The organism is Actinokineospora spheciospongiae (assembly GCF_000564855.1).
Lineage (GTDB): Bacteria > Actinomycetota > Actinomycetes > Mycobacteriales > Pseudonocardiaceae > Actinokineospora > Actinokineospora spheciospongiae.
Genome location: NZ_AYXG01000039.1, coordinates 29,672 through 51,948, shown reverse-complemented (window position 1 = coordinate 51,948; position 22,277 = coordinate 29,672). Strand labels below are relative to the sequence as shown.

7 protein-coding genes are annotated in these 22,277 nt (G+C 75.6%); all 7 read right to left on the bottom strand.

Features of this window, described 5'->3' with window-relative positions; translation table 11 throughout:
- Window positions 1-23: 23 nt before the first annotated feature.
- From UO65_RS04785 to UO65_RS04755, 7 genes are read right to left on the bottom strand one after another with little or no spacing between them, the layout of a single operon-like run.
- Entirely contained in the window at window positions 24-1,178 is a 1,155-nt protein-coding gene (locus UO65_RS04785; RefSeq protein WP_052020734.1) for an FG-GAP repeat domain-containing protein, read from the bottom strand.
- Entirely contained in the window at window positions 1,175-1,885 is a 711-nt protein-coding gene (locus UO65_RS04780) for a DUF6875 domain-containing protein (RefSeq protein ID WP_152551982.1), read from the bottom strand. The genes UO65_RS04785 and UO65_RS04780 overlap by 4 nt, the downstream gene beginning before the upstream one ends.
- A 24-nt stretch (window positions 1,886-1,909) precedes the next feature.
- Window positions 1,910-3,211 (bottom strand): cytochrome P450, encoded by a 1,302-nt coding sequence (locus tag UO65_RS04775; RefSeq protein ID WP_035279107.1) that lies wholly within the window; start codon window positions 3,209-3,211, stop codon window positions 1,910-1,912.
- On the bottom strand, window positions 3,208-4,239 hold the full coding sequence (locus tag UO65_RS04770) for a methyltransferase (protein WP_052020730.1): 1,032 nt from the start codon (window positions 4,237-4,239) through the stop codon (window positions 3,208-3,210). Before UO65_RS04770 ends, UO65_RS04775 begins: the two co-directional genes overlap by 4 nt.
- On the bottom strand, window positions 4,236-11,288 hold the full coding sequence (locus UO65_RS36575; protein ID WP_052020728.1) for a hybrid non-ribosomal peptide synthetase/type I polyketide synthase: 7,053 nt from the start codon (window positions 11,286-11,288) through the stop codon (window positions 4,236-4,238). Before UO65_RS36575 ends, UO65_RS04770 begins: the two co-directional genes overlap by 4 nt.
- Window positions 11,285-20,605 carry a non-ribosomal peptide synthetase gene (locus UO65_RS04760; protein ID WP_035279105.1) on the bottom strand — a complete coding sequence of 3,107 codons (9,321 nt, stop codon included), beginning with the start codon at window positions 20,603-20,605 and terminating at the stop codon, window positions 11,285-11,287. Before UO65_RS04760 ends, UO65_RS36575 begins: the two co-directional genes overlap by 4 nt.
- Window positions 20,602-22,272, bottom strand: coding sequence for a fatty acyl-AMP ligase (locus UO65_RS04755; RefSeq protein WP_084175319.1), 1,671 nt, complete (start codon window positions 22,270-22,272; stop codon window positions 20,602-20,604). The genes UO65_RS04760 and UO65_RS04755 overlap by 4 nt, the downstream gene beginning before the upstream one ends.
- Window positions 22,273-22,277 lie beyond the last annotated feature (5 nt).

The following is a 22,277-nucleotide window of genomic DNA, read 5'->3' as shown; positions in this document are numbered from 1 at the left end:
CCGTTCCCCTCCCGGTGCGCGGCTCACTTGCCCGCGCGCTTGGTCTTGCCGCCGCCGCCGTTGTTGAGCAGCACCGACATGTCGCTGGAGTTGTGGTTCACCGTGACCAGGTCGGTGGCGCCGTCGCCGTCGACGTCCAGGGCGGCGATGCCCCCGCGCGGGTCGTCGCCCACGTCGGCGAGCGCGCCCTCGCTGAACCGGCCCGCGCCGTCGCCGCGCAGCACGCTCACGTCGTCGGTGGTGGAGTTGTTCGTCGCCAGGTCCAGGTACCCGTCGCCGTTGAGGTCCACCGCCAGCAGGCCCGCCGGGGCGCCGCCGTTGACCGGGTAGCGGCGGGGGTCGGCGAACTCGCCCTCGCCCTCGCCGAGGAACACCGACACGTCGTTGGAGCCGTAGTTGGCGACCGCCAGGTCCACGTGCCCGTCGTCGTCGAGGTCGGCCACCGCCAGGCCCGCCGGGTCGTCGGCGGTGGTGATCACCTCGGGGGCGCGGAAGGCGCCCTTGCCGGTCCCGTAGAGGATCGACACGTCGTGCGAACCGAAGTGCCCGATGATCAGGTCCAGCACGCCGTCCTCGTCGAGGTCGGCGGCCAGCAGCCGGATCGGGGCCGCCGGGGTGGGGGTGTTGACCGGCTCGGCGAAGGCGCCCTTGCCGTCGCCCATCAGCACCGAGATGTCACCGCCCTTGTAGTTGCTGGTGACCAGGTCCAGCGACCCGTCGTCGTCGAGGTCGACGGCCAGGATGCGGTTGGGGTCCTCACCGGTCGGGAACTGCGTCGGGTTGGCGAACTTGCCCGACCCGTCGCCGAAGACCACGGTGACCATGCCCTTGCCGTAGTTGGGGACCGTGGCGTCGAGGTTGCCGTCGCCGTCGAAGTCGCCCACGCCCACGTCGGCCGGGTTGATGCCCACCTCGGAGTTGATCGGCTCGGCGAAGCCGCCCTTGCCGTCGCCCAGCAGCACCGACACGGTCGTGCTGAGGAAGTCGCCGGTGATCACGTCGGTGATCCCGTCGTCGTTGATGTCGGCGGTGGCCGTGGAGGCCGGGCCGCCGCCGATGTCGAGGGTGGACGCCGCGGCGAAGTCCACCTCCTCGGGCAGGGCGCAGCCGACGGCGGTCAGGCCCGCGGCGCACGCGACGGCGGCCAAGCGCAGCTTGCGGCGCACGGTGGTGTTCATCGCTTCTCCAGTTCTTCTTCGGTGTTGTCTTCCCCGGCGAGGTCGGCGGTGTCGATGTCAGCGGAGGCCTCTTCGAACAGCCGGACCATCAGGGGGTCGTTGACCTTGCCCGCCGCGTACTCGGCGGCGAAGCGGCGGTGGTACTCGGCGAACCAGTCGGCCCGCTCGTGCAGGAACAGCACGTCGTGCGGGGCCATGTGCCGGATGACGAAGCAGGGCACCGGCCCGGTGGACACCTCGAACCCGGGGTTGCGCACGGCGGTCTCCGGGCAGCCCTCGTAGAACTGCCCGAGCATCGCCCCGCCCAGGACCATGTCGGTCTTCACGTCGCGGTGCACCTGGTCGAGCAGGGGGTAGTGCTCGTCGTCGATCGAGGGGAGCACGATCACCAGGCTGCGCTGCCGCCGCGCCGCCGCGGAGGCGGGCGTGGTGGCGATGAACTCGGCCAGGTAGTCGCGCAGCAGCGCGGCGATCGCGTCGGTGTCGGAGCCGTCGATCTCGTCGTGCAGCACGATCCGCACCTGGTCGGTGCGCAGCGACTGCGGGACGAACGGGCACACCGGTCCGCTGCGGCCCAGCCGGGGGTGCGGCATGGAGATGTAGTCGCGCAGCCAGTCGAGGATCGTGCTCGCGTGCCGCAGGTCGGTCAGCGACACCGGGCTCTTGGGGGCGGGTTGCGCTCCCGGTCGGGGGGCGTCGGCTCTCATCGTGGGTACCTGGTCCTTGTCGGGTCAGACGGGCATCAGCAGCGGGGTCGGCGCTGGGACGGGGGTCAGCGCGATGGCGGGCTTGGTCCCGGTCGGCTGGTTGGGCAGCGGGTCGAGGCGGAAGCGCTGGGCGACCCTGGTCAGCACCAGGTCGCCCTCCAGTTGGGCGAAGGTGTTGCCGACGCACTGGTGCGCGCCCGCGCCGAACGGGAAGTAGGCGAAGCGGTGCCGCTCCTCGCCGGAGAGCCAGCGCTCGGGGAGGAACGCGTCGGGGGTCGACCACACGTCGGGGTGGCGGTGGGTCACGTACGAGGACACGATCGTCCGCGCCCCGGCGGGCAGCACGTGCCCGCCGACGTCCAGCGGCTCGTCGAGCACCCGGCGCAGCGCCCACGCGGGCGGGTAGAGCCGCAGCGACTCGCGGACGGCGGCGCGCGGCACCCGCAGCTTCCGCAGCAGGTCCCCGGTCGGGTCCTGCTGCCCCACCACGTCGTCCACCTCGGCGCGCAGTTGCTCGGCCACCTCGCCGTTGAGGCTGAGCAGGTGCAGCGCCCAAACCAGCGCGGTGCCGGTGGTCTCGGTGCCCGCGATGAAGATGGACAGCACCTCGTCCACCAGTTCCTCGTCGGAGAACCCGGCCCGGTGCTCCAGCAGCCCGTCGAGGAACGTCGGCTCGGTGCCCGGCCGCCGGGTGCGGGCCACCAGGGCGTCGCCGATGATCCGGCGCAGCGCGGCGATGTCGGTGCGGTAGCGCCGGTTCGCGGGTGTCGGCCAGGAGCGGGGGGCGGTGGCGAAGGTGAAGAGCTGGTGGTCGACGTAGCCGAGCAGGAAGTCCAGCGCGGCCCGGGCGGCGGTGCGGTCGACGTCGGCGCCGGTGCCGAAGGTGGCCTCGACCATCATCGCCACGGTGATCCGCTTCATCTCGGTGGCCAGGTCGATCCGCTCGCCGGTGCGCCACCGGGTGTCCAGCGCCTCGTCCAGCGGACCGAGCAGCAGCGGGGTCATCGCGGCCAGTCGCTCGGCGCGGAACAGCGGGGTCAGCAGCCTGCGCCTGCGCCCCCAGTCGTCGCCGCTGGGGCTGGTGAACAGGCCCTTGCCGAGCAGTTCGCGCAGGAGCTGCCGGTGCGTGCGGCGGCCGTTCATCAGCACCCGCTTGACGCCCTCGGGGTGGAAGACCGCGTGCAGCGGCCCGGCCAGGCCGAGGTCGAGCTGCACCACGTCGCCGTGGTCGCGGCGGGCCTGGCTGAACATGCCGATGGGGTCGCGCAGGAAGCGCAGGTTCAGCCCCAGCAGCGGCGGTCCGGCGAAGACCGGGATCGCGCTCACGGCCGACCATCCACACTGGACTCCAACAGGGTCCAGAAGGTGCCCGGGACCTGTTGCACGCGGTCCAGCCGCAGGCCCGCGCAGGTCAGCAGCTCGGTGAACTGCGCGCGGGTGCGGACCGCGCCGCCGAGGTGGGCCAGGGCGTTCAGGTCGCCCTCGACGACGGACATGCCCTCCTCGATCCGGTCCGGCGCCATCATCTCGAACACCAGCAGCCTGCCGGTGGCGCCGAGGGCGGCGCGGCAGTTGGCCAGGATGCGCCCGGCCACCGGGTCCGGCCAGTTGGCCAGCACCCGCGAGAGCACGTAGACGTCGCCGCCGGGGGGCACGTGCTCGCGGAAGTCGCCGGGGACGAACCGGCACCGGTCCCCGCCCGGCACCGACGCGAGGGTCTGGGTGGCCGACGGCTCGGTCAGTGGCAGCTCGAACAGGGTCCCGGTCGCGGCCGGGGCCAGGGTGAGGATCTCCGCGAGCAGCGAACCGTTGCCGCCGCCGACGTCGACCACCTCGGTGGCGGTGGAGAAGTCGAACAGGCTGCCGATGAGCGCCGCCGACCCGGCGGGCAGGGCGATCATCCGGTGGTAGTGCTCGGCCAGCACCGGGTCGCGGTCGAGGTGGTCGTAGTAGGGCATCCCGAAGACGTGGTCGAAGGCGATCCCGCCCTCGCGCAGGGCGGTGGTCAGGCCCGAGTAGGCCCGGTAGCTGGCGCCGCCGAAGTAGACCGCCTGCCCGTGCAGCGACCCCGGGTGCGCCGGGTCCAGGTATTCGCCCGCCTCGGTCAGGCCGAACCGGCCGTCGTCGTCCTGGTCGAGCAGGCCCAGGCCGACGAGGGCGCGCAGCACCTGGGTGAGCGGTCGCTCGTGGGCGCCGACGCGGGAGGCGAGGTCGGCGGCGGTGCGCCGGGTGCCAGCCAGGTGCGCGGCCACGCCGAGTTCGGCGGCGGTGTGCACCAGGGCGCTGCGCCGGTAGCCCTCGATCATGGTGGAGACCCGCTGCCGGGGGTCGACCCCGGTCCGCGCCCCGGTCACCGCTCGTCCCGGGTGGTGAGGGCGGCCAGGCGGGCGAAGACCGCCTCCGCCAGGGGCACGGCCGCCCCGTCGATCCGCGCGTCGTACAGCATCACCAGCTCCAACCTGTGTTCGGTGTGGTGGGCCTGAAGTGCCAGCCCGAAGTCCGTCCAGTGCTCCCGTGGCGCCTCGGCGACCAGGCCGGTGCCCAGCGCGGGGGCCGGGTCGGCGAGGTCGGCCATCAGCGGCAGGTCCACGACCCGCTCCAGCGCGGTGTGCGGGAGCAGTTGCTGCCGGTGGTAGGCGGAAAGCGCCTCGGCGTGGGTGCGCCGGACCCGGTCGGCGAAGTCGCCTGCCCCGACCGGGCGCACCACGGCCAGGTTGACGAACCGGCCCACCACCCCGTCCAGCGCCGGGTCGGTGCGCCCGCTCACGGGGACCGCGATGGGCAGCGGCCCGGTGACCGCCTCGGCGCAGTCGGCCAGCACCGCCAGCAGCAGCGACCGCGCGGGCACCCCGTGCTCCCGGGCCAGTTCGGCGAACCGGGCCGTCTGCCGCTCGTCGAGGACGTGGGTGCGGACCTGCCGGGGACCGCCCGGACCAGGGGGGACGCGCAGCGCTCCGGGGACGGGGGTCGGGGCGGTGTCGGCGAGCCAGTCGCGGACCGCCGCGTCGACGACCCCGGGGGTGAGCCGGTCCTGTTCCCAGGCCGCGAAGTCCGGGTGGTGCAGCCGCAGCGGCAGCGGGTCCGGGGCGCCCGCCAGCCGGGCCCGGTAGAGGGCGGCGAGGTCGGTGGCGAGCACGCCCGCCGCGGCGCCGTCCACGGCGATCCGGTGCGCCCGCAGCACCAACCGGTGCCCCTCCTCCACAGTGGACAAATCGGCGGCCAGCAGCCTGCCGGTGTCCAGTGACAGCGGTTCGGTGTTGCCGAGCACGTCGTACGGGTCCACCGGGCGCTGCCGGTCGCCGTCGACGACCACGCGCAGCGCCTCGTGCCGGGCCACCAGGGCGGTCAGCGCCCCGGCGAGCGCGTCCTCGTCCACCCCGCCGGAGATCCGGGCCGCGACCACCAGTTCGACCTCGGCCCCGGTGCCGCCCGCGGCGGCCACGGCGGCGACCCGCCGCTGGCTCCACGACAGCGGGGCGTCCGGGGTCGTCCGGCGCCGCAGCGGCGGGGTGTCTGCCCCCGCCTCGACCGCCTCGGCGAGCCGTTCCACCGTGGCGGCGGCGAAGAAGTCGCCCAGCGCCACCGTGATGCCGAAGCGGTCGCGCACGGCGCGGATCAACCGCACCGCCACCAGCGAATCCCCACCGAGCTGGAAGAAGTCCGCGTCGGCGGCGACCTCCGGCAGGCCCAGCGCCTCGGCCCACAGCGCCGCCAGCGCCGCCTCCGTGCCCGGCTTCGGCGTCCGGGCACCGGTACCGGGATCGACCTCGGGCAGCGCCCGGACGTCGACCTTGCCGGTCGGGCTCAGCGGCAGCGCGGGAATGGCCACCACGTGCGCGGGCACGAACGCCGACGGCAGCCTGCCTGCCACGAACGGCCGCAGCGCCGCCGGGTCCAGCGGCTCGGCACCCGAGGGGGTCACGTACGCGGTGAGGGCGGGCAGGCCGCGCACCGGGCGCAGCACCGCGACCGCCTCGGCCACCGCCGGGTGCGCCCGCAGCACCCGCTCGACCTCGGCGGGCTCGATCCGCACACCGTTGACCTTGATCTGCCCGTCGACCCGGCCCGCGAACTCCAGCGTGCCGTCCGGCCGGTGCCGGGCCAGGTCACCGCTGCGGTACATCCGCGACCCCGGCTCGCCGAACGGGTCCGGCCGGAACCGGGCCGCGGTCTGCCCGCTCGCCCCGGCGTAGCCCAGGGCCAGGCCGGTGCCGCCGATCCACAGCTCGCCGACCGCGCCCGCGGGCACCGGTTCGCCGTGCGCGTCGAGCACGCGGACCCGCTTGCCCGCCACCGGCCGCCCGATCGGCACCTCGGTCTCGGCGCGGTCGCGGGGCAGGGCGTGCGAGGTGGTGTCGATGGTGGCCTCGGTCGGGCCGTACTGGTTGTGCAGGGTGGCGGTGGTGGCCGCGTGGAAGCGGGCCACCAGGTCCGCGCCGAGCCGTTCGCCGCCGCAGAACACGTGCCGCAGCGTGCGCAGCCGCCCGTCCGCGACTTCCAGCGCCCGGCCGAGCTGGGCCGGGACGAAGTCGGCGACGGTGATCCCGCGCGCGGCGACCAGTTCCACGACGGCGGTCGCGTCGGCGGTCGTCTCCTGGTCGGCCACGACGACCGCGGCCCCGGTCACCAGCGGGCCGAAGAGCTGCCACACCGACGGGTCGAAGGCGAACGACACCGTGTGCAGCAGCCGGTCACCCGGGCCGAGCCCGGTCACCGCCCGCCGCCAGTCCAGGTCCGCCGACACCCCGGTGTGCGCGACCGCCACGCCCTTGGGCGCCCCGGTCGACCCCGAGGTGTACATCAGGTACGCCAGGTCGCCCGCGCCCACCCCGGGCAGCGCCACCCCGTCCGCACCCGCCCCCGGCCGGTGCTGGTCCACCCCGGTCAGGTCGGGGTCGGAGCCGATCAGCCGGGTGGCCCCGGAGTCGGCCAGCATCCGGCGGCGCCGGTCAGCCGGGTGGGCCGGGTCCAGCGGCAGGAAGGCCGCCCCGGCGGTCAGCACCGCCAGCAGCGCCACCACCAGCTCGGCCGAGCGCGGCAGGCACACGGCCACCACTTCGCCGCGGCGCACCCCGGCCGAGACCAGCCCGCGCGCCTCGGTCAGCACCCGCCGCCACAGCTCGGCGTAGGTCAGCTCCTCGTCCCCGAAGACCACGGCGGTGGCGTCCGGGGTGCGCTCGACCTGGGCGGCGACGAGCGCGTGCACCGCCTCCGTGGTCCACGGCAGCTCGGCGTGGTCGGCGAGGGATTCCAGGACCGCCGCGCGCTCGTCCTCCGACAGCAGCGGCACCCGGTCCACGGGGACCGCGCTGTCGGGCAGGGTGTGCAGCAGGCGCTCGTAGTGCGCCAGCAGCGCCTCCACGGTCGCGCGGTCGAAGCGGGCGGTGTCGTAGTCCACCAGCACGGTCAGCCCACCGCCCTCGCGCACCAGGGACAGCGTCAGCGCGCACTGGGCGGTGCCACGGCCCAGCTCCAGCGGTTCGACGCCCAGGCCGGGCAGGTCCGGGGGCGGGGCGGGGGTGTCCTGGAGGGCGAAGAGCACGTCGTAGGGGCCGGGCAGGAACCGCTCGGCGGGCACGGCGGCGTGCTCGAAGGCCGCCGCCGCGGTGTGCCGCACCCGTTCGGCGACCTCGGCGAAGCCCGGTGCGCCGGACAGGTCGGCCACCAGCGGCACCGTGGCGAACAGCGGCCCGACGACCGACTCCAGCTCCGGCAGCCGTCGCCCGGTCACCGGCACGCCCACCACGAACCGCTCCCCGGCGCCGTAGCGGCTCAGCAGCACCTGGAAGGCGCCCAGCAGGCAGGCGAACAGCGGCGCCCCGGTCCGCGCGCGGTACGCGTCGAGCGCGCCCAGGTCGGCGGTGCGGTGGGTCAGCCGTCCGGAGTGGATGGTGCGGCCCGCCGGGCGGTCGACCGGGAGCTGCACCGCGGTGGACACGCCGTCGAGGCTCGCCCGCCAGTGCGCCTCCGCCCGCTCCTGCTCGCCGTCGGCCAGCCGGGCGCGCAGCCACCGGGCGTAGTCGGCGAACTGGAGGTCGGGTTCGGGCAGCTCGGGGCGCTCGCCGCGCGCCTCGGCGGCGTAGCAGGCGGCCAGGTCGTGCAGGAGGACCGCGTTCGAGGCGGCGTCGGTGGCGATGTGGTGCACCGACAGCATCAGGGCGTGCTCGTCGTCGGGCAGGCTCACCAGCAGCGCGCGCACCGGGGGCTCGGCGGTCAGGTCGAACGGGCGCTCGGCCTCGGCGCGGGCCAGGTCCTCCAGCTCGGCCGGGGTGCTCGCGGTGCGCGAGCGCAGCGGCAGCCCGGCGGCGGCGGGCACCACCTGGCGCAGGCCGTCCGGGGTGTCGACGAACCGGGCGCGCAGCACGGCGTGCCGGGCCGGGAGGGCGGCGCAGGCGCGCTCCAGCGCGGCCCGGTCGAGCCTGCCGCGCAGCCGGACCGCGACGAACACCGTGCCCGCCACGTCCTCGGGCACCGCCCGCTGGCGCAGCCAGAAGCGCTCCTGGGTCGGGGTCAGCGGTGCGCCGTCGACCGGTCCGGCGGTGATCGGCGGCAGGTCGGTCGCCTCCGCGCGGTCGACCGCGCCCGCCAGCTCGCCCAGGGTGGGGTGGTCGTAGAGCGCGGCCACCGGCAGCCGGACGCCGAACTTGGCGGCCAGCTCGTCGAGCACCCGCATCCCGACCAGCGAGTGCCCGCCGAGCTGGAAGAACGACTGGTCCCGGGTCACGCCCTCGACGCCCAGCAGCCGCTCCCACACCGCCGCGACGACCTGCTCGGTGCCCGTCCCCGGCTCCCGCTGCGCTGTTTCCCGGGGCGCGCTCTCCGGTGACGCCTCCTGGGGCGCTGTCTCCCGGGGCGCGCGTCGGATGACCTGTGTCGGGGCGGCGTCGCCCCGGACGGTGTGGCGGGTGCGCTGGAAGGCGTAGCCGGGCAGGCCGGTGCGGCGGCGGCGCTGACCTCGGTGCAGCCCCGACCAGTCCAGCGGAACCCCCGCGCACCACAGGGCGGCGGCGGTTTCCACGAGCGTGGCCGCGTCGTGCCGGTCGGCGCCCGCGGTCGGCAAGCTCTGTCGGGCGCCGGGGCCTGCCAGCTCGGACAGCGACCGGCCGGGGCCGACCTCCACCATCGGCAGGCCGCGCACGGGGGCCACCGCGTCGGCGAAGCGGACCGGGGCGCGCAGTTGCCGCCCCCAGTAGCCGGGGTCGACCTCGGTCATCGGCTCGCCGGTCACCGTGGAGTGCAGCGGGATGCGCGCCGGGGCGTGCGCCAGGGTGGCCGCCACCGCCGCCACCTCGGCGGCGGCGGGGGCCATGGCGGAGGTGTGGAAGGCGTGCGAGGTGCGCAGCAGCCGGGTGCGGACGCCCCGGGCGGCGCAGTCCTCGGCGAACGCGGCGACGGCGTCGGCCGGACCCGCCACGGTGGTCTGCGCGGTGGCGTTGACGGCGGCCACCTCCACCCCGGGCGGCAAGGTCCCCAGGTCGTCCGCGCCCACGGCGAGCATCGCCCCCGGCGGGCAGGCCGCGATGGCCCGGCCCCGGGCGACGACCAGGGCCAGCGCGTCCTCCCGGGTGAGCACCCCGGCGACGCAGGCGGCGACCAGCTCGCCCACGCTGTGCCCGACCACGGCCGCCGGGCGCACGCCCCAGGACTCCCACAGCCGGGCGAGCGCGTACTCCACGGCGAACAGCGCGGGCTGGGTGAACTCGGTGCGCCGCAACAGCTCCGGGTCGGCCAGCGCGGCGCTCAGGTCGGTGCCCAGGTCGGCGGCGATGCCCACGCACGCGTCGAACTCGGCGCGGAACACCGGTTCGGTCTCGCGCAGCCCGGAACCCATGCCCGGGTACTGCGACCCCTGCCCCGAGAACAGGAAGACGACCGGCGGCGCACCCTCCACAGTGGAGTGCGCAGCGGTGCGCAGCCGGTCGGCGGCCTCGGCGCCGGTGCGGGCGGCCACGGCGAGCCGGTGGCCGAAGGCCTGCCTGCCGGTTTGCAGCGTGTGCGCGGCGTCGGCGAACTCAGCGCCGGTCAGGGGGGCGAGCGCGTCGGCGAGCCGGGCCGCCGCGCCGGTCAGCGCCTCCGGGGTCCGCGCGCTGAGCGGGATTAGCTGCCACGGGCGGTGCGCGTCGGGCGCGGGGCGCGCGGGCGCCTCCTCCAGCACCACGTGCGCGTTGGTGCCGCCGATGCCGAACGAGCTGACCCCGGCCCGCCCGGACCACGGGCGCGGCTCGGCGCTGACCCGGAACCGAGTCTCGGCCAGGCCCAGTTCCGGGTTGGCGGTGCGGAAGTGCAGGGTCGCGGGCACCACCCGGGTGCGCACCGCCTGCACGGCCTTGATCAGCGAGGCGACCCCGGCGGCGGCGTCGAGGTGGCCGATGTTGGTCTTCACCGAGCCCAGCACGCAGTCGCGGCCCGGCCCCAGCGCCTCGGCCAGCGCGGCCACCTCGATCGGGTCGCCCAGCCGGGTGCCGGTGCCGTGCGCCTCGACGTACCCGACGGTCGCCGGGTCGGTGCCCGCGGCGGCGTGCGCGGCGCGGATGACCTCGACCTGACCGCCGACCGAGGGCGCGGTGTACCCGGCCTTGGCGGCGCCGTCGTTGTTGACCGCCGACCCGCGCACCAGCGCCAGCACCCGGTCGCCGTCGGCCAGCGCGTCGTCGAGCCTGCGCAGCACCACCGCGCCGACCCCGTCGCCGGAGACCATGCCGGTGGCGCCCGCGTCGAAGGCCCGGCAGCGCCCGTCCGGGGACACCATGCCATCTCCCCGGCTGGGCAGGGCGGACGCGGAACCGCCGCGCACCGACACCCCGCCCGCCACCGCCAGGTCGCACTCCCCGGCCAGCAGCGCCTGCACCGCCAGGTGCACCGCCACCAGCGACGTCGAGCACGCCGACTGCACCACGACGGCGGGGCCGCGCAGGTCGAGCCGGTGCGCGACCCGGGTGGCCAGGTAGTCCTTGTCGCAGCCGATGACCAACTGCGACTCGTCCAGGTCGGCGGTGTGCCGGGGGCTGGCCAGCACGTCGAGCAGGTAGGTGCTCAACCCGGAACCCGCGTACAGCCCGGTCACCGGCCTGCGGGCCGGGTCGCCGTGCCCGGCGTCGTCGAGGGCCGCGTGCACGCACTCCAGGAACACCCGGTGCTGCGGGTCGGTGCGCTCGGCCTCCAGCGGGCTGAAACCGAAGAACCCGGCGTCGAACAGCTCCGCGTCCGCCAGCACCCCGCGCGGCCCGGCGCCCGGGGTGTCGGTCACCGAGTCGACCCCGGCGAGCAGGTTCGCCCAGAACGCCCCGACGTCCCCGGCCCCGGGGAAGCGGCCCGCCATGCCGACCACCGCGATGGCGTCCACCGGGGCCTCCGGCGCGGGCGCGGCCTCGGTGGGGTCGGCACCGGGCAGGTGCGTGGTCACGGTGCCTCCATCGGCTCGGTCATCGGCTCGGTGCGGTCGGGCACCCGCGCGGCGCGGGCGCGGCGGCGGGTCAGCCGGGCCCGGCCGGAGCCGGGGTCGACCGCGGGGGAGTCGGTCCGCTGTGGCCCGCCGGAGAGGTAGGCGGCCAGCGTGCGGACGGTCGGGTAGCGGAACAGGTCGACCACCCGCAGGTCCGCGCGCATCGGCCGCAGCAGTTCGCACGCCTGCACCAGCAGCAGCGAGTGCGCGCCCAGCTCGAAGAAGCTGTGGTCGACGCCGATGCCCCCGGTGCCCAGTAGCTGCCGCAGCACCTCGCTCACCCGCTCCTCGGCGGGGGTGGTGGGGGCGGCGCCGGCAACGGACTCCGGGGTCGGCGCGGGCAGGGCTTGGGCGTCGACTTTGCCGTTGGGGGTCAACGGAAGGGCGGGCAGTGCGACCAGGTGCGCGGGGCGCAGCCAGTCGGGCAGGTGCCCGGCCAGGTGCGCCCGCAACTCGGCCGGGGTGGTGTCGGCGACGGTGTAGGCCACCAGTTCGGGACCGCCCGGGCCTTGGCGCACCACCGTGTGCGCGGCGGAGACGGCGGGGTGGCGCAGCAGGGTCGCGGTCACCTCGTCCGGTTCGACCCGGTAGCCGCGGATCTTGACCTGGGCGTCGACCCGGCCGCGGAAGGACAGCCGCCCGTCGGCGGCGCGGTGCGCCAGGTCGCCGGTCCGGTAGGCGCGGGTCCCGGGAGCACCGTGCGGGTCGGGGCGGAAGCGGTTCGCGGTGAGCCGCGCATTTCGCAGGTAGCCGCGGGCCAGACCGGACCCGGTCAGCCACACCTCGCCGACAACGCCGTCCGGGCAGGGCTCCAGCCGGGCGTCGAGGACGTGCGCCCCGGAGCCGGGAATCGGCGCGCCGATCGACACGGCGGTACCGGGCGACAGGCGTGCCGCCGTGCTCCAGACGGTGTTCTCGGTCGGCCCGTACTCGTTGAACAGCGCCACGTCCGGGCAGGTCCGGTGGTGCAGGTCCACCAGCGCCGGGTCGACCGGCTCACCCGCGACGGCCACCACCCGGAGCGCGCCCGGATCGCCCTCGAACCGCGCCAGCAGCAGCCGCCAGAGCGAGGGCAGGCAGACCAGGTGGCTGGCCGAGGGCTTGCGCAGCAACGACTCCAGGTGATCCAGGTCGAGCTGCGCCCCGTCTGCGGGCAGGTGCAGTTCGGCGCCCGCGGTGAGGCTCCAGAAGATCGACGCCACGGAGGTGTCGAACGCGGGGGAGGACACCAGCACGAACCCGCGCACCGGGCCGTCGTAGACGCCCGACCGAGCCGCCGTGGAGGAGGCGAGGTTCGCGTGGGTGACGGCGACACCCTTGGGGGTGCCGGTGGAACCGGAGGTGTAGATGACGTAGGCCAGGTTCCCCGGGTGCACGGTGACCGGGTCGTCGGCCGTGGGCAGCGGGAGGTCCAGCGGGACCGCGGTGACCCCGGCCAGTTCGGGCAGTGGCGCGTCGAACAGCACCACCGGCGGGCGGGCGTCGGAGACGATCGCCCGCACCCGGGCGGGCGGGTACGCCGGGTCCAGCGGCAGGTAGGCGCCGCCCGCGCGCAGGATGGCGACGATCCCGACCACCAGGCCGGTGCCGCGGTGGGCGTGCAGGCCGACCAGGGTGTCCGGGCCGACGCCGAGCCCGCGCAGGTGCGCGGCCAGGTCGCGGGAGCGGCGGTCCAGCTCGCCGTAGGTCAGCGCGCCGGAGTCGTCGCGCAGCGCGACCGCGTCCGGGGTTTCGGCGACCCGCGCGGCGAACCCGTCGAGCACGAGAACGTGCGCGTCGGGCGTGGCGTCGGTGGTGCCCGAGGCGATCGCGCGGTCGCGGGCCTCGGGTGACAGCAGGGGCAGCGCGTCGACGGCGGTCTCCGGTGCGGAGACCGCGGCGGCGGTGAGCACGGTGAAGCACTCGGCGAACCGGGCGGCGGTGGCCGCGTCGAACAGTTCCGTCGGGTACTCCCAGCGCAGTTCCAGCCCGCCCGCCGGGTCTTGGTGCACGGCCAGGGTCAGGTCGGCCTTGGCGGTGCCGGTGTCCTCGCCCACCGTGGTGATCGCGTGCCCGGCGGCGGTGCGCCCGCCGCGTTCGTGCCGCAGGGTGAGCATGGCCTGGAACAGGGGGTTGCGGGTGTGGTCGCGCGGCAGCCGCAGCTCGTCGACGATCTCCTCGAACGGCAGGTCCTGGTGCTCCTGCGCCTCGACCAGCGTGCGGTGGCAGCGGTCGAGCAGCGCCGCGAACGGGGTCGACGGCTCGACCGGGGTGCGCAGGGCCAGTGTGTTCGCCAGGAAGCCGACGACGGAGGCCAGTTCGGTCCCGGTGCGGTTGGCCACCGGGGTGCCCACGACCACATCGGACTGTCCACTGAGGCGGGTGAGCAGGACGGTGTAGGCGGCGTAGAGGGCGGCGAAGACGGTGGTGCCGTGGGCCGCCGCGAGGTCGCGTAGACCTGTGGCGACCTCGGTGGGCAGGGCGTGGGTGTGCTGCGCGCCGTGCACGGTGGGGCCGTCGGGGCGCGGGCGGTCGGTGGGCAGCAGCAGCGCCGCGGGCGGGTCGGCGAGCCGGGTCCGCCAGTAGCCCAGTTGCCGGTCGCGCTCGCCGCCCGCGAGGAGGTCGGCCTGCCACAGGGTGTGGTCGGCGCACTGCGCGGGCTCGTCGGTCGGCGGGGTGCCGTCCAGGGTGGCGACCAGCTCGTCCAGCAGCAGGTCCAGCGACCAGCCGTCGCAGGTGCTGTGGTGCAGCACGAGCAGCAGCTCGGTCGAGTCGGCGTGCTCGACGACCGCCGCCCGCACCAGCGGCCCCTCGGCGAGGTCGAACGGCGCGTCCCGCCACGCCGCCACCCGCTCCGCGTCGAGCACGGGCAGCGGGGTCGGCGCGGGTTCGGCGATGTGCTGCACCGGGCCGTCGGCGTCGTGCGGGAACGTCGTGCGCAGCGCCTCGTGCCGCGCCACCAGGCCGTCCAGCGCGGCGGCGAGCCGGGCGTGGTCGATCCGGGGGCTGATGCGGACCGAGACGGGGACCGCGTAGGCGCCGGGCGCGAGCTGTTCCAGGAACCACAGCCTGCGCTGCGCCGGGGACAGCGGCAGCCGGTCGGGTCGGGGCCGCCGGGCGGGCGTGGGGGCGGTCCCGGTGGTGTTGAGGTGCGCGGCGAGGGCACCGACCGTGGGGTGGTCGAAGACCGCGCGCAGCGGCAGCCCGAGGCGGGCGGCCAGTCGGGTGGCCAGCAGGGAGTGCCCGCCGCGGCGGAAGAAGTCGTCGGCGGTGGAGTCGACCGGGACCCCCAGCAGCTCGGCGAACAGCGCCGCGACCAGGTGTTCGGCCGCGGTCCGCGGCGGGGTGGGCGGCGCGGGGGCGGTGGTCGGGGCCGGGAGGCGGCGGGTGTCGAGCTTGCCGTTGACGGTCAGCGGGAGTTCGTCGAGCGGCAGCAGGTGGGCCGGGCGCATCCAGGCGGGCAACTGCTCGCCGAGGTGGGCGGCCAGCGCGTCGGCGGCGGGCTCACCCGCCCAGACCACATAGGACACTATGTCGCCGTCCGGGCCGAGGGTGGTGTGCGCCGAGCGGACGGCGGGGTGGCGCACCAGGACGGCGGTCACCTCGCCGAGTTCCACCCGGTAGCCGTTGACCTTGGTCTGCTGGTCGGCGCGGCCGTGGAAGTGCAGCACACCGCCCGGGTCGCGGTGGGCCAGGTCCCCGGTGTCGTACACCCGCGCGCCCGGCTCGCCGTACGGGTCGGGGCGGAACCGCTGCGCGGTGAGCCGGGGGTTGCCCAGGTAGCCGCGGCTGACCCCGGCGCCGGACAGGTGCAACCGGCCGATCACGTGGTCGGGTGCGGGCAGCAGCGACGGCTCCAGCACGACCGCGCCGGTCCCGGGCACAGCGGTGCCGATGGGAGTGGTGGTCGCGGTGGTGTCGATGGGTGCGGTGGTGGCGTAGACGGTGGCTTCGGTGGGTCCGTAGCCGTTGATGTGCCTGGTGTGGGGGAGTTGGTGCAGGAGTTCGCGCAGGGCGGGGGAGATGGCTTCACCGCCGAGCATCAGTGTGGTGAGGCCGGACAGCGCGGCGGTGTCGCGGGTGAGGAGCCTGGTGGCGTAGGACGGGGTGGTTTGCAGGTGCGTGACCCCGGGCAGGGCCGCCGACTCGTCGCCCGCGTCGGGGAGGACGACGGTCGCGCCCGTGGTCAGCGTCCAGACGAGTTCGACCACGGAGATGTCGAACGCCGGGCTGGTCAGCGCGAGCCAGGTCTGCGGTTCCGGGGTGCCCAGCAGGTCGTCCATGGCGTGCAGCAGGTTCGCCAGGTTCGCGTGCGTGACCGCCACGCCCTTGGGCACGCCGGTCGAGCCGGAGGTGTAGAGGACGTAGGCCAGCGACTCCGGGTGCGGGTCCACGCCCGGGTCGGTCGCGGCTGGTTGATCGGCCAGGTGGTCGGAGTTCAGGTCCAGCACCGGAACGCCGGTCGTCGGCGCCGGGCCTGCCGCCGGTTCGGTGAGGACGGCGACCGGGTTCGCGTCGTCGGTGATCCGGCGCAGCCGGGCGGGCGGGTGCGTGGGGTCCAGCGGCAGGTAGGCGGCGCCGGTGAGCAGGGTCGCCCACAGCCCGACCACGGTGTCCACCCCGCGCACGCTGTGCAGGCCCACCAACGACTCCGGCCCGGCGCCCTCGGCGCGCAACCGGGCGGCGAGGGCGTGCGCGCGGTCGGCCAGTTCGGTGTAGGTGAGCGTCCGGTCGCCCTGCACGAGCGCGGTCCGGTCTCCGTGGCGGGCCAGCGCCGCGCGCCAGCGGGTCAGGACGCCGGTCGTGCCCGCCGGGGCGCGGTGCCCCACCGCCGCCGCCCGCTGCACGCCGGTCAGCACCGGCAGCGCGCTCACCGGGGTGGCCGGGGCATCGGCGATCGCGGCGAGCAGGGTGCGCAGGTGACCGGCGAACCCGGCCACGGTGGCGGGGGTGAACAGCTCGGTGCGGTACTCCCAGCGCAGGCCGGGCGCGGGGCCGTCGATCCCGACGACCTCCACCGACAGGTCGAACTTCGCGGTGCCGGTGTCGACCGCGCTCGCCCGGTACTCCACGCCGTCGGCGGTGACGACCCCGGGCAGCTCCGGCCGCACCGAGAGCATGGTCTGGAACACCGGGTGCACGTCCGGTTCCGCGACCGCGCCCAGTTCCCGGACGACGTGCTCGAACGGCACGTCCTGGTGCTCGTGCGCGCCCAGCACCGCGTCCCTGGCCCGCGCCACCAGCCCGGCGGCGGTCGGGTCGTCGGACAGGTCCAGCCGCAGCGCCACGGTGTTGAGGAACAGCCCCACCAGCGGTTCCAGCGCCGGGTCCGGCCGGTGCGAGACCGGGGTGCCGATCAGCACGTCGGTGCTCCGGGACAGCCTGCCCAGCAGGGCCGCGTAGGCGGCGGCCACCACCATGAACAGGGTCGCGCCGCGCTCGGCGGCGAACGCGCGCAGCCGCTCGGTGAGGTCGGCGTCGAGGACCTGGTGGTGGTTGGCGCCGCGGCCGTCGGAGCCGACCGGGCGCGGGTGGTCGGTGGGCAGCCGCAGCGCGTCGGGCAGGTCGGCCAGCCGGGACCGCCAGTGCGCCAGGTGCGCGGCGTGGTCGTGGTCCGCCTCGGCCAGGGTGTAGTCGGCGTACTGCAACGGCAGCGGCTCGGCGGTCGACCCGGTCAGCTCGGCCAGCAGCACGCCGAGCGACCAGCCGTCGCAGACGATGTGGTGCACCGCGACGAGCAGTTCGACCCCGCTGTCGGCCGGGACCAGCGCCGCGCGCAGCAGCGGCCCGGTGCCCAGGTCGAACGGCCGGTTGATCAGCTCCCGCCGTTCCCCGGCGGTGATCACCGGCAGCGGCACCGGACCCGCGGGGTGGACCACCTGGTGGGGGCCGTCCGCGTCGTGCGGGAACACCGTGCGCAGCGCCTCGTGCCGGGCCACCAGCGCGTCCAGCCGGGCACCCAGCTCGGCCGGGTCGACCTCGCCGGTGATCCGCACCGCGCCCGCGATGACGTAGGCGTCCTTCGTGGACAACTGGGCCTGCACCCAGATGCGGCGCTGCGCCGCCGACAGCGGCAGCCGGGCGGGCCGGGGCAGCGGCAGCGACGCGGTGTCACCCCGGGGGCAGGTGTCCAGGTGCGCGGCCAGGTCGGCGATCGTGGGGTGCTCGAACACCGCCCGCACCGACAGCTTCCTGCCCAGCGCGGCGCGCACCCGGGCGGCCAGTTGCGCGGCGAGCAGCGACTGCCCGCCGGAGGCGAAGAAGTCGTCGTCGCGCCCCGGCTCGGCGGTGCCCAGCAGCTCCGCCCAGATCGAGGCCAGCACCTGCTCGGTGGCGCCCTCCGGCGCCCGGTGCACCCGCGCCGCCCGGTCGGGCAGCGGCAGCCGCGCGGTGTCGAGCTTGCCGTTGACGGTCAGCGGCAGCTCCGGCAGCGCCACCAGGTGCGCGGGGTGCATCCACGTCGGCAGCAGGCCGCGCAGGTGCGCGCGCAGGTCGGTCTCGTCCGCGTCGCCGACGAGGTAGGAGGTGATCTCCGGGCCCGGGGTCAGGGCGGTGTGCGCGGCGCGGACGGCCGGGTGGGCGGTGAGCGCGGCGGTGATGTCGCCGAGTTCGACCCGGTAGCCGTTGACCTTGGTCTGCTGGTCGGCGCGGCCGTGGAAGTGCAGCACCCCATCGGGTTCGGCGTGCGCGAGGTCGCCGGTCCGGTACACCCGCGCACCGGGTTCGCCATGCGGATCGGGGGTGAAGCGGGCGGCGGTCAGCCGTGGGTTGCCCAGGTAGCCGCGGGCCACCCCGGCACCGCCGAGGCACAGTTCACCGGTGGTGGGGGTGATGGCCAGCGCGCGGTCCAGCGGGCGGGCGGTCACCCCGGGCACGGGCAGGCCGATGGGGGTGGTCGCCGCGGTGGTGTCGATGGGTGCGGTGGTGGCGTAGACGGTGGCTTCGGTGGGTCCGTAGCCGTTGATGTGCCTGGTGTGGGGGAGTTGGTGGAGGAGTTCGCGCAGGGCGGGGGAGATGGCTTCGCCACCGAGCAAGAGCGTGTCGAGCCCGGCCAGGGCGGAGACGTCCCGGGTGAGCAGCTTCGTGGCGTAGGACGGGGTGGTTTGCAGGTGGGTGATTCCGTCGAGCTGGTCGGTGACCGGGGAGTCGTCGGGGAACACGACCGTCGCGCCGGTGGTCAGGGTCCAGATGAGTTCGACGACGGAGATGTCGAACGCCGTGCTGGTCAGCGCCAGCCAGGTCTGCTGGTCGTGCCCGGCGAGCAGTTCGTCCATGGCGACCAGCAGGTTCGCCAGGTTCGCGTGCGTGACCGCCACGCCCTTGGGCACCCCGGTCGAGCCGGAGGTGTAGAGGACGTAGGCCAGGTTCTCCGGGAGCGGGGCGGTCCGCTGGACGTCTGCGTCCACATCGGACTTTTCGGTGAGCGGAATCGTGCGCGCGGGGAGTTCGGGCAGGTCCGGCTCGGCGAGGACCACCACCGGGTCCGCCGCCGCGACGATCTGCTCCAGCCTGCGCGGCGGGTGCGTCGGGTCCAGCGGCAGGTACCCCGCCCCGGTGTGCAGGACCGCCCACAACCCCACGACGGTGTCGATGCCCCGGCCCGCGTGCAGGCCCACCAGTGCCTCCGGCCCGGCGCCCAGCGCGACCAACCGGTCCGCCAGCGCGTGCACCCGGGCGGACAGCTCCGCGTAAGTGACGGTGTCCGCCCCCGCCCGTAGGGCCGTGCGGTCGGCGAACCGGCGGGTGGCGCGGGCGAAGCGCGACAGCGCCGACGGCGCCTTGGTGACCGGGAGCCCTTCGCCCAGGTCGGCGCGGGCGGTGATCTCGGCGGCGGTCAGCAGCGGCAGGTGGTCCACCGGCCACCCCGGGCGGTCGGCGATCCCCTGGAGCAGCACGGTGAACCAGCCCGCGAACCCGGCGATCGTCGCCTCGTCGAACAGGGCCGTGCGGTACTCCCAGCGCAGCGCGAACTCCACGCCGGTGTCCTCGACGTCCAGCGACAGGTCGAACTTCGCCGTCCCGGTGTGCAGCTCGCGGGCGGTGGCCCCGGCCCGATCGATGCGGCGGCGCACAGTCAGCATGGTCTGCGCCAGCGGGGCCGCCCCCGGCGCCCGGGTGGGCACCAGGGCGTCGACCAGTTCGTCGAAGGGCAGGTCCTGGTTGCGCTGCGCGTCGAGCAGGGTGTCGCGGCAGCGGCGCAGCAGCACCCCGAACGTCGGGGCGTCGCCGAGGTCGGTGCGCAGCGCGAGGGTGTTGACGAAGAAGCCGACCAGCCGGTCCAGCGCCGGGTCGGGGCGGTTGGCGACCGGGGTGGCCACCACGACGTCGGTCTGCCCGGTGATCCGGGACAGGAAGGTGGCGTAGGCGGCGTGCAGCACGACGAACGTCGTCACGCCGTGTTCGCGGGCGACCCCGGCCAGCGCGGCCCGCACCTCGGCGGGGACGACGTGCTCGTGCACCGCGCCCGCGCCGTCGGCGGTGGTGCGCGCGTGGTCCACCGGCAGCTCCAGCGGCGCGGGGACCTCGGCGAAGCGCTCCCGCCAGTGCGCCAGTTGCCGCTCCCGCTCACCGGAGTCGAGCACCCGGTGGTGCCACAGGCTGTAGTCGGCGTACTGCACGGGCGGCGGGGCGGGGTCCTCGGCGGTCAGCTCGTCCAGCACGACGTCGAGGGACCAGCCGTCGCAGACGATGTGGTGCGCGGCCAGCACCAGGTCGCGGCCGACCACGGCGGCGCGCACCAGCGGACCCCGGGCCAGGTCGAACGGGTCGGCGGTCAGCGCCGCGACCGCGTCCGCGCCCTCGGGCAGCGTCGCCACCTCCACCCACCCGGCGGGCAGGACGTGCTGGTGCGGGCCGTCGGCGTCGGACGGGAAGACGGTGCGCAGCACCTCGTGCCGCTCGGCCACCCGCGTCAGGCGCGCGGCCAGGTCGGCGGCGTCGGGCTCCCGCGGCAGCCGGATCGCGCCCACCAGCACGTACGCGCCGGGGTCGAGCTGGTCGAGCACCCACATCCGGCGCTGCGCCGCCGACAGCGGCAGCCGGTCGGGCCGCTCCCCGGCGGTGACCGCCGCGCGGGACCCGCCCGTGGCGGACTCGGCCAGCTCGCGCAGCGTGCGCCCGGCGAGGATGTCGCCCACCGGCAGCACGACGCCCAGGGCGGTCTCCGCCTCGTGCGCCAGGCCGATCGCCAGCAGCGAGTCGAAACCCAGCTCCAGCGGCGCGGTGTCGGGGTCCAGCCCGGCGGGGTCGCACTCCAGCAGGCGCGCGGCGATGGCGGTCAGGGTCTCCAGGGCGCTCATCGGCCCGCCTCCTGGCCCGCCGGTTCGAGCAGGTCCAGCGCGCCGCCGAGGAACAGCGCCCGGCACTCCTGGCGGCGCAGCTTGCCGTTGGCGGTGCGCGGCAGGGCGCGCGCCCGGACCGCGACGACGGTGTGCACGTGCAGCCCCAGTTCCTCGGCGACGGCGCGGCGGATCGCGGCGGCGGCGTCGGCGACACCGGCCGGGTCCTTGCGCTGGAACATCTCCGCCACCACGACCAGCCGCTCGGCGTCCGGTCCGGGCACGGTGAACACCGCGCTGCCGTGCGCCCGCACCAGGTCGTGGGCGCGCTCGGCGCACGCCTCGACGTCCTGCGGGTAGTGGTTGCGGCCCCGGATGATCAGCACGTCCTTGAGCCGGCCGGTGATGTGGAGCTGCCCGTCGGCGATCACCCCGAGGTCCCCGGTGCGCAGGAACGGTTCGGCGCAACCGGGCAGCCGCAGGTCGAACCGGTCGGCGGCGACGCCGTTCCAGTAGCCCGCCGCCACGCTCGCCCCGGCCACGACGACCTCGCCCACCTCGCCGTCGGGCAGCTCGGTGTCCCCGTCCTGGCGCACCACGCGGACGTCGAGGCCCTCGGGCAGCCCGCCGCACCCGACGTGTTCGGTGACGGCCCCCGGACTGTCGTCCCCGACCACCCGGGTGACGGGCTCGACCCCCACCGGTCCGCCGCTGACGAACAGGGTCGTCTCGGCGAGGCCGTAGCAGGGGAACCACGACGACCGTCGGAAACCGCGCGGTGCGAACGCTTCGGTGAACCGGTCCAAGGTGCTCGGTCGGATCGGCTCGGACCCGCTGAACGCCACCTGCCAGCGGCTCAGGTCCAGGTCGTCGGCGTCGTCGGGGCGGTAGCGGCGGGCGCACAGCTCGTAGGCGAAGTCCGGGCCGCCGCTGACCGTGGCGCCGAACCGGGAGACCAGGCGCAGCCAGCGCATCGGCTGTTGCAGGAACTCCATCGGCGGGGTCAGCACCCCGGGGAAGCCGGAGAACAGCGGTTGCAGCACGCCGCCCACCAGGCCCATGTCGTGGTACGGCGGCAGCCAGCTCACCAGCGTCGACTCCGCGCCCAGCCGCATCCTCTCGGCGATGACGGCCGAGTTGTGCAGCAGGTTCGCGTGGCTGACCAGCACACCCTTGGGTGCGCCGGTCGACCCCGAGGTGTACTGCAGGAACGCCGGGGTGGTCGCGACCGGGTCGACCTCGGTGCCCGCGCCGGGCGCGGTGAGCGCGGCGGCGTCGACCCGGGTGAGCCGGTCGAACACCGGGTCGCCCGCGGGCAGCAGGGCCAGGACCGCGGCGTCGGCGACCACGGCCACCGGCTCGGCGTCCACGGCGATCCCGCGCAGCCGCGCCAGGTTCTTCTCGGTCACCGGCGGATAGCTCGGCACCGCGATCACACCGCAATGCAGGGCGGCGAGGAATGCGACCACGAAACGCTCACCGGGCCCCGGCATCAGCAGTACCCGGTCGCCGGGTCGGGCGTGCTCCCGAAGTGCCGCCGCGGCGGCGAGTACGCTTTGGTGGAGTCGGCGATAGGACACCGTGTCGGTGTCACCGCCTGTAATGAAATGGTAAGCGGTGCGCTCTGGCGTTTCCTCGGCCCGGCGGGTAAGGATTTCGCCGAAGAAGTCGTCGGGGAACGTTCGCATGATGG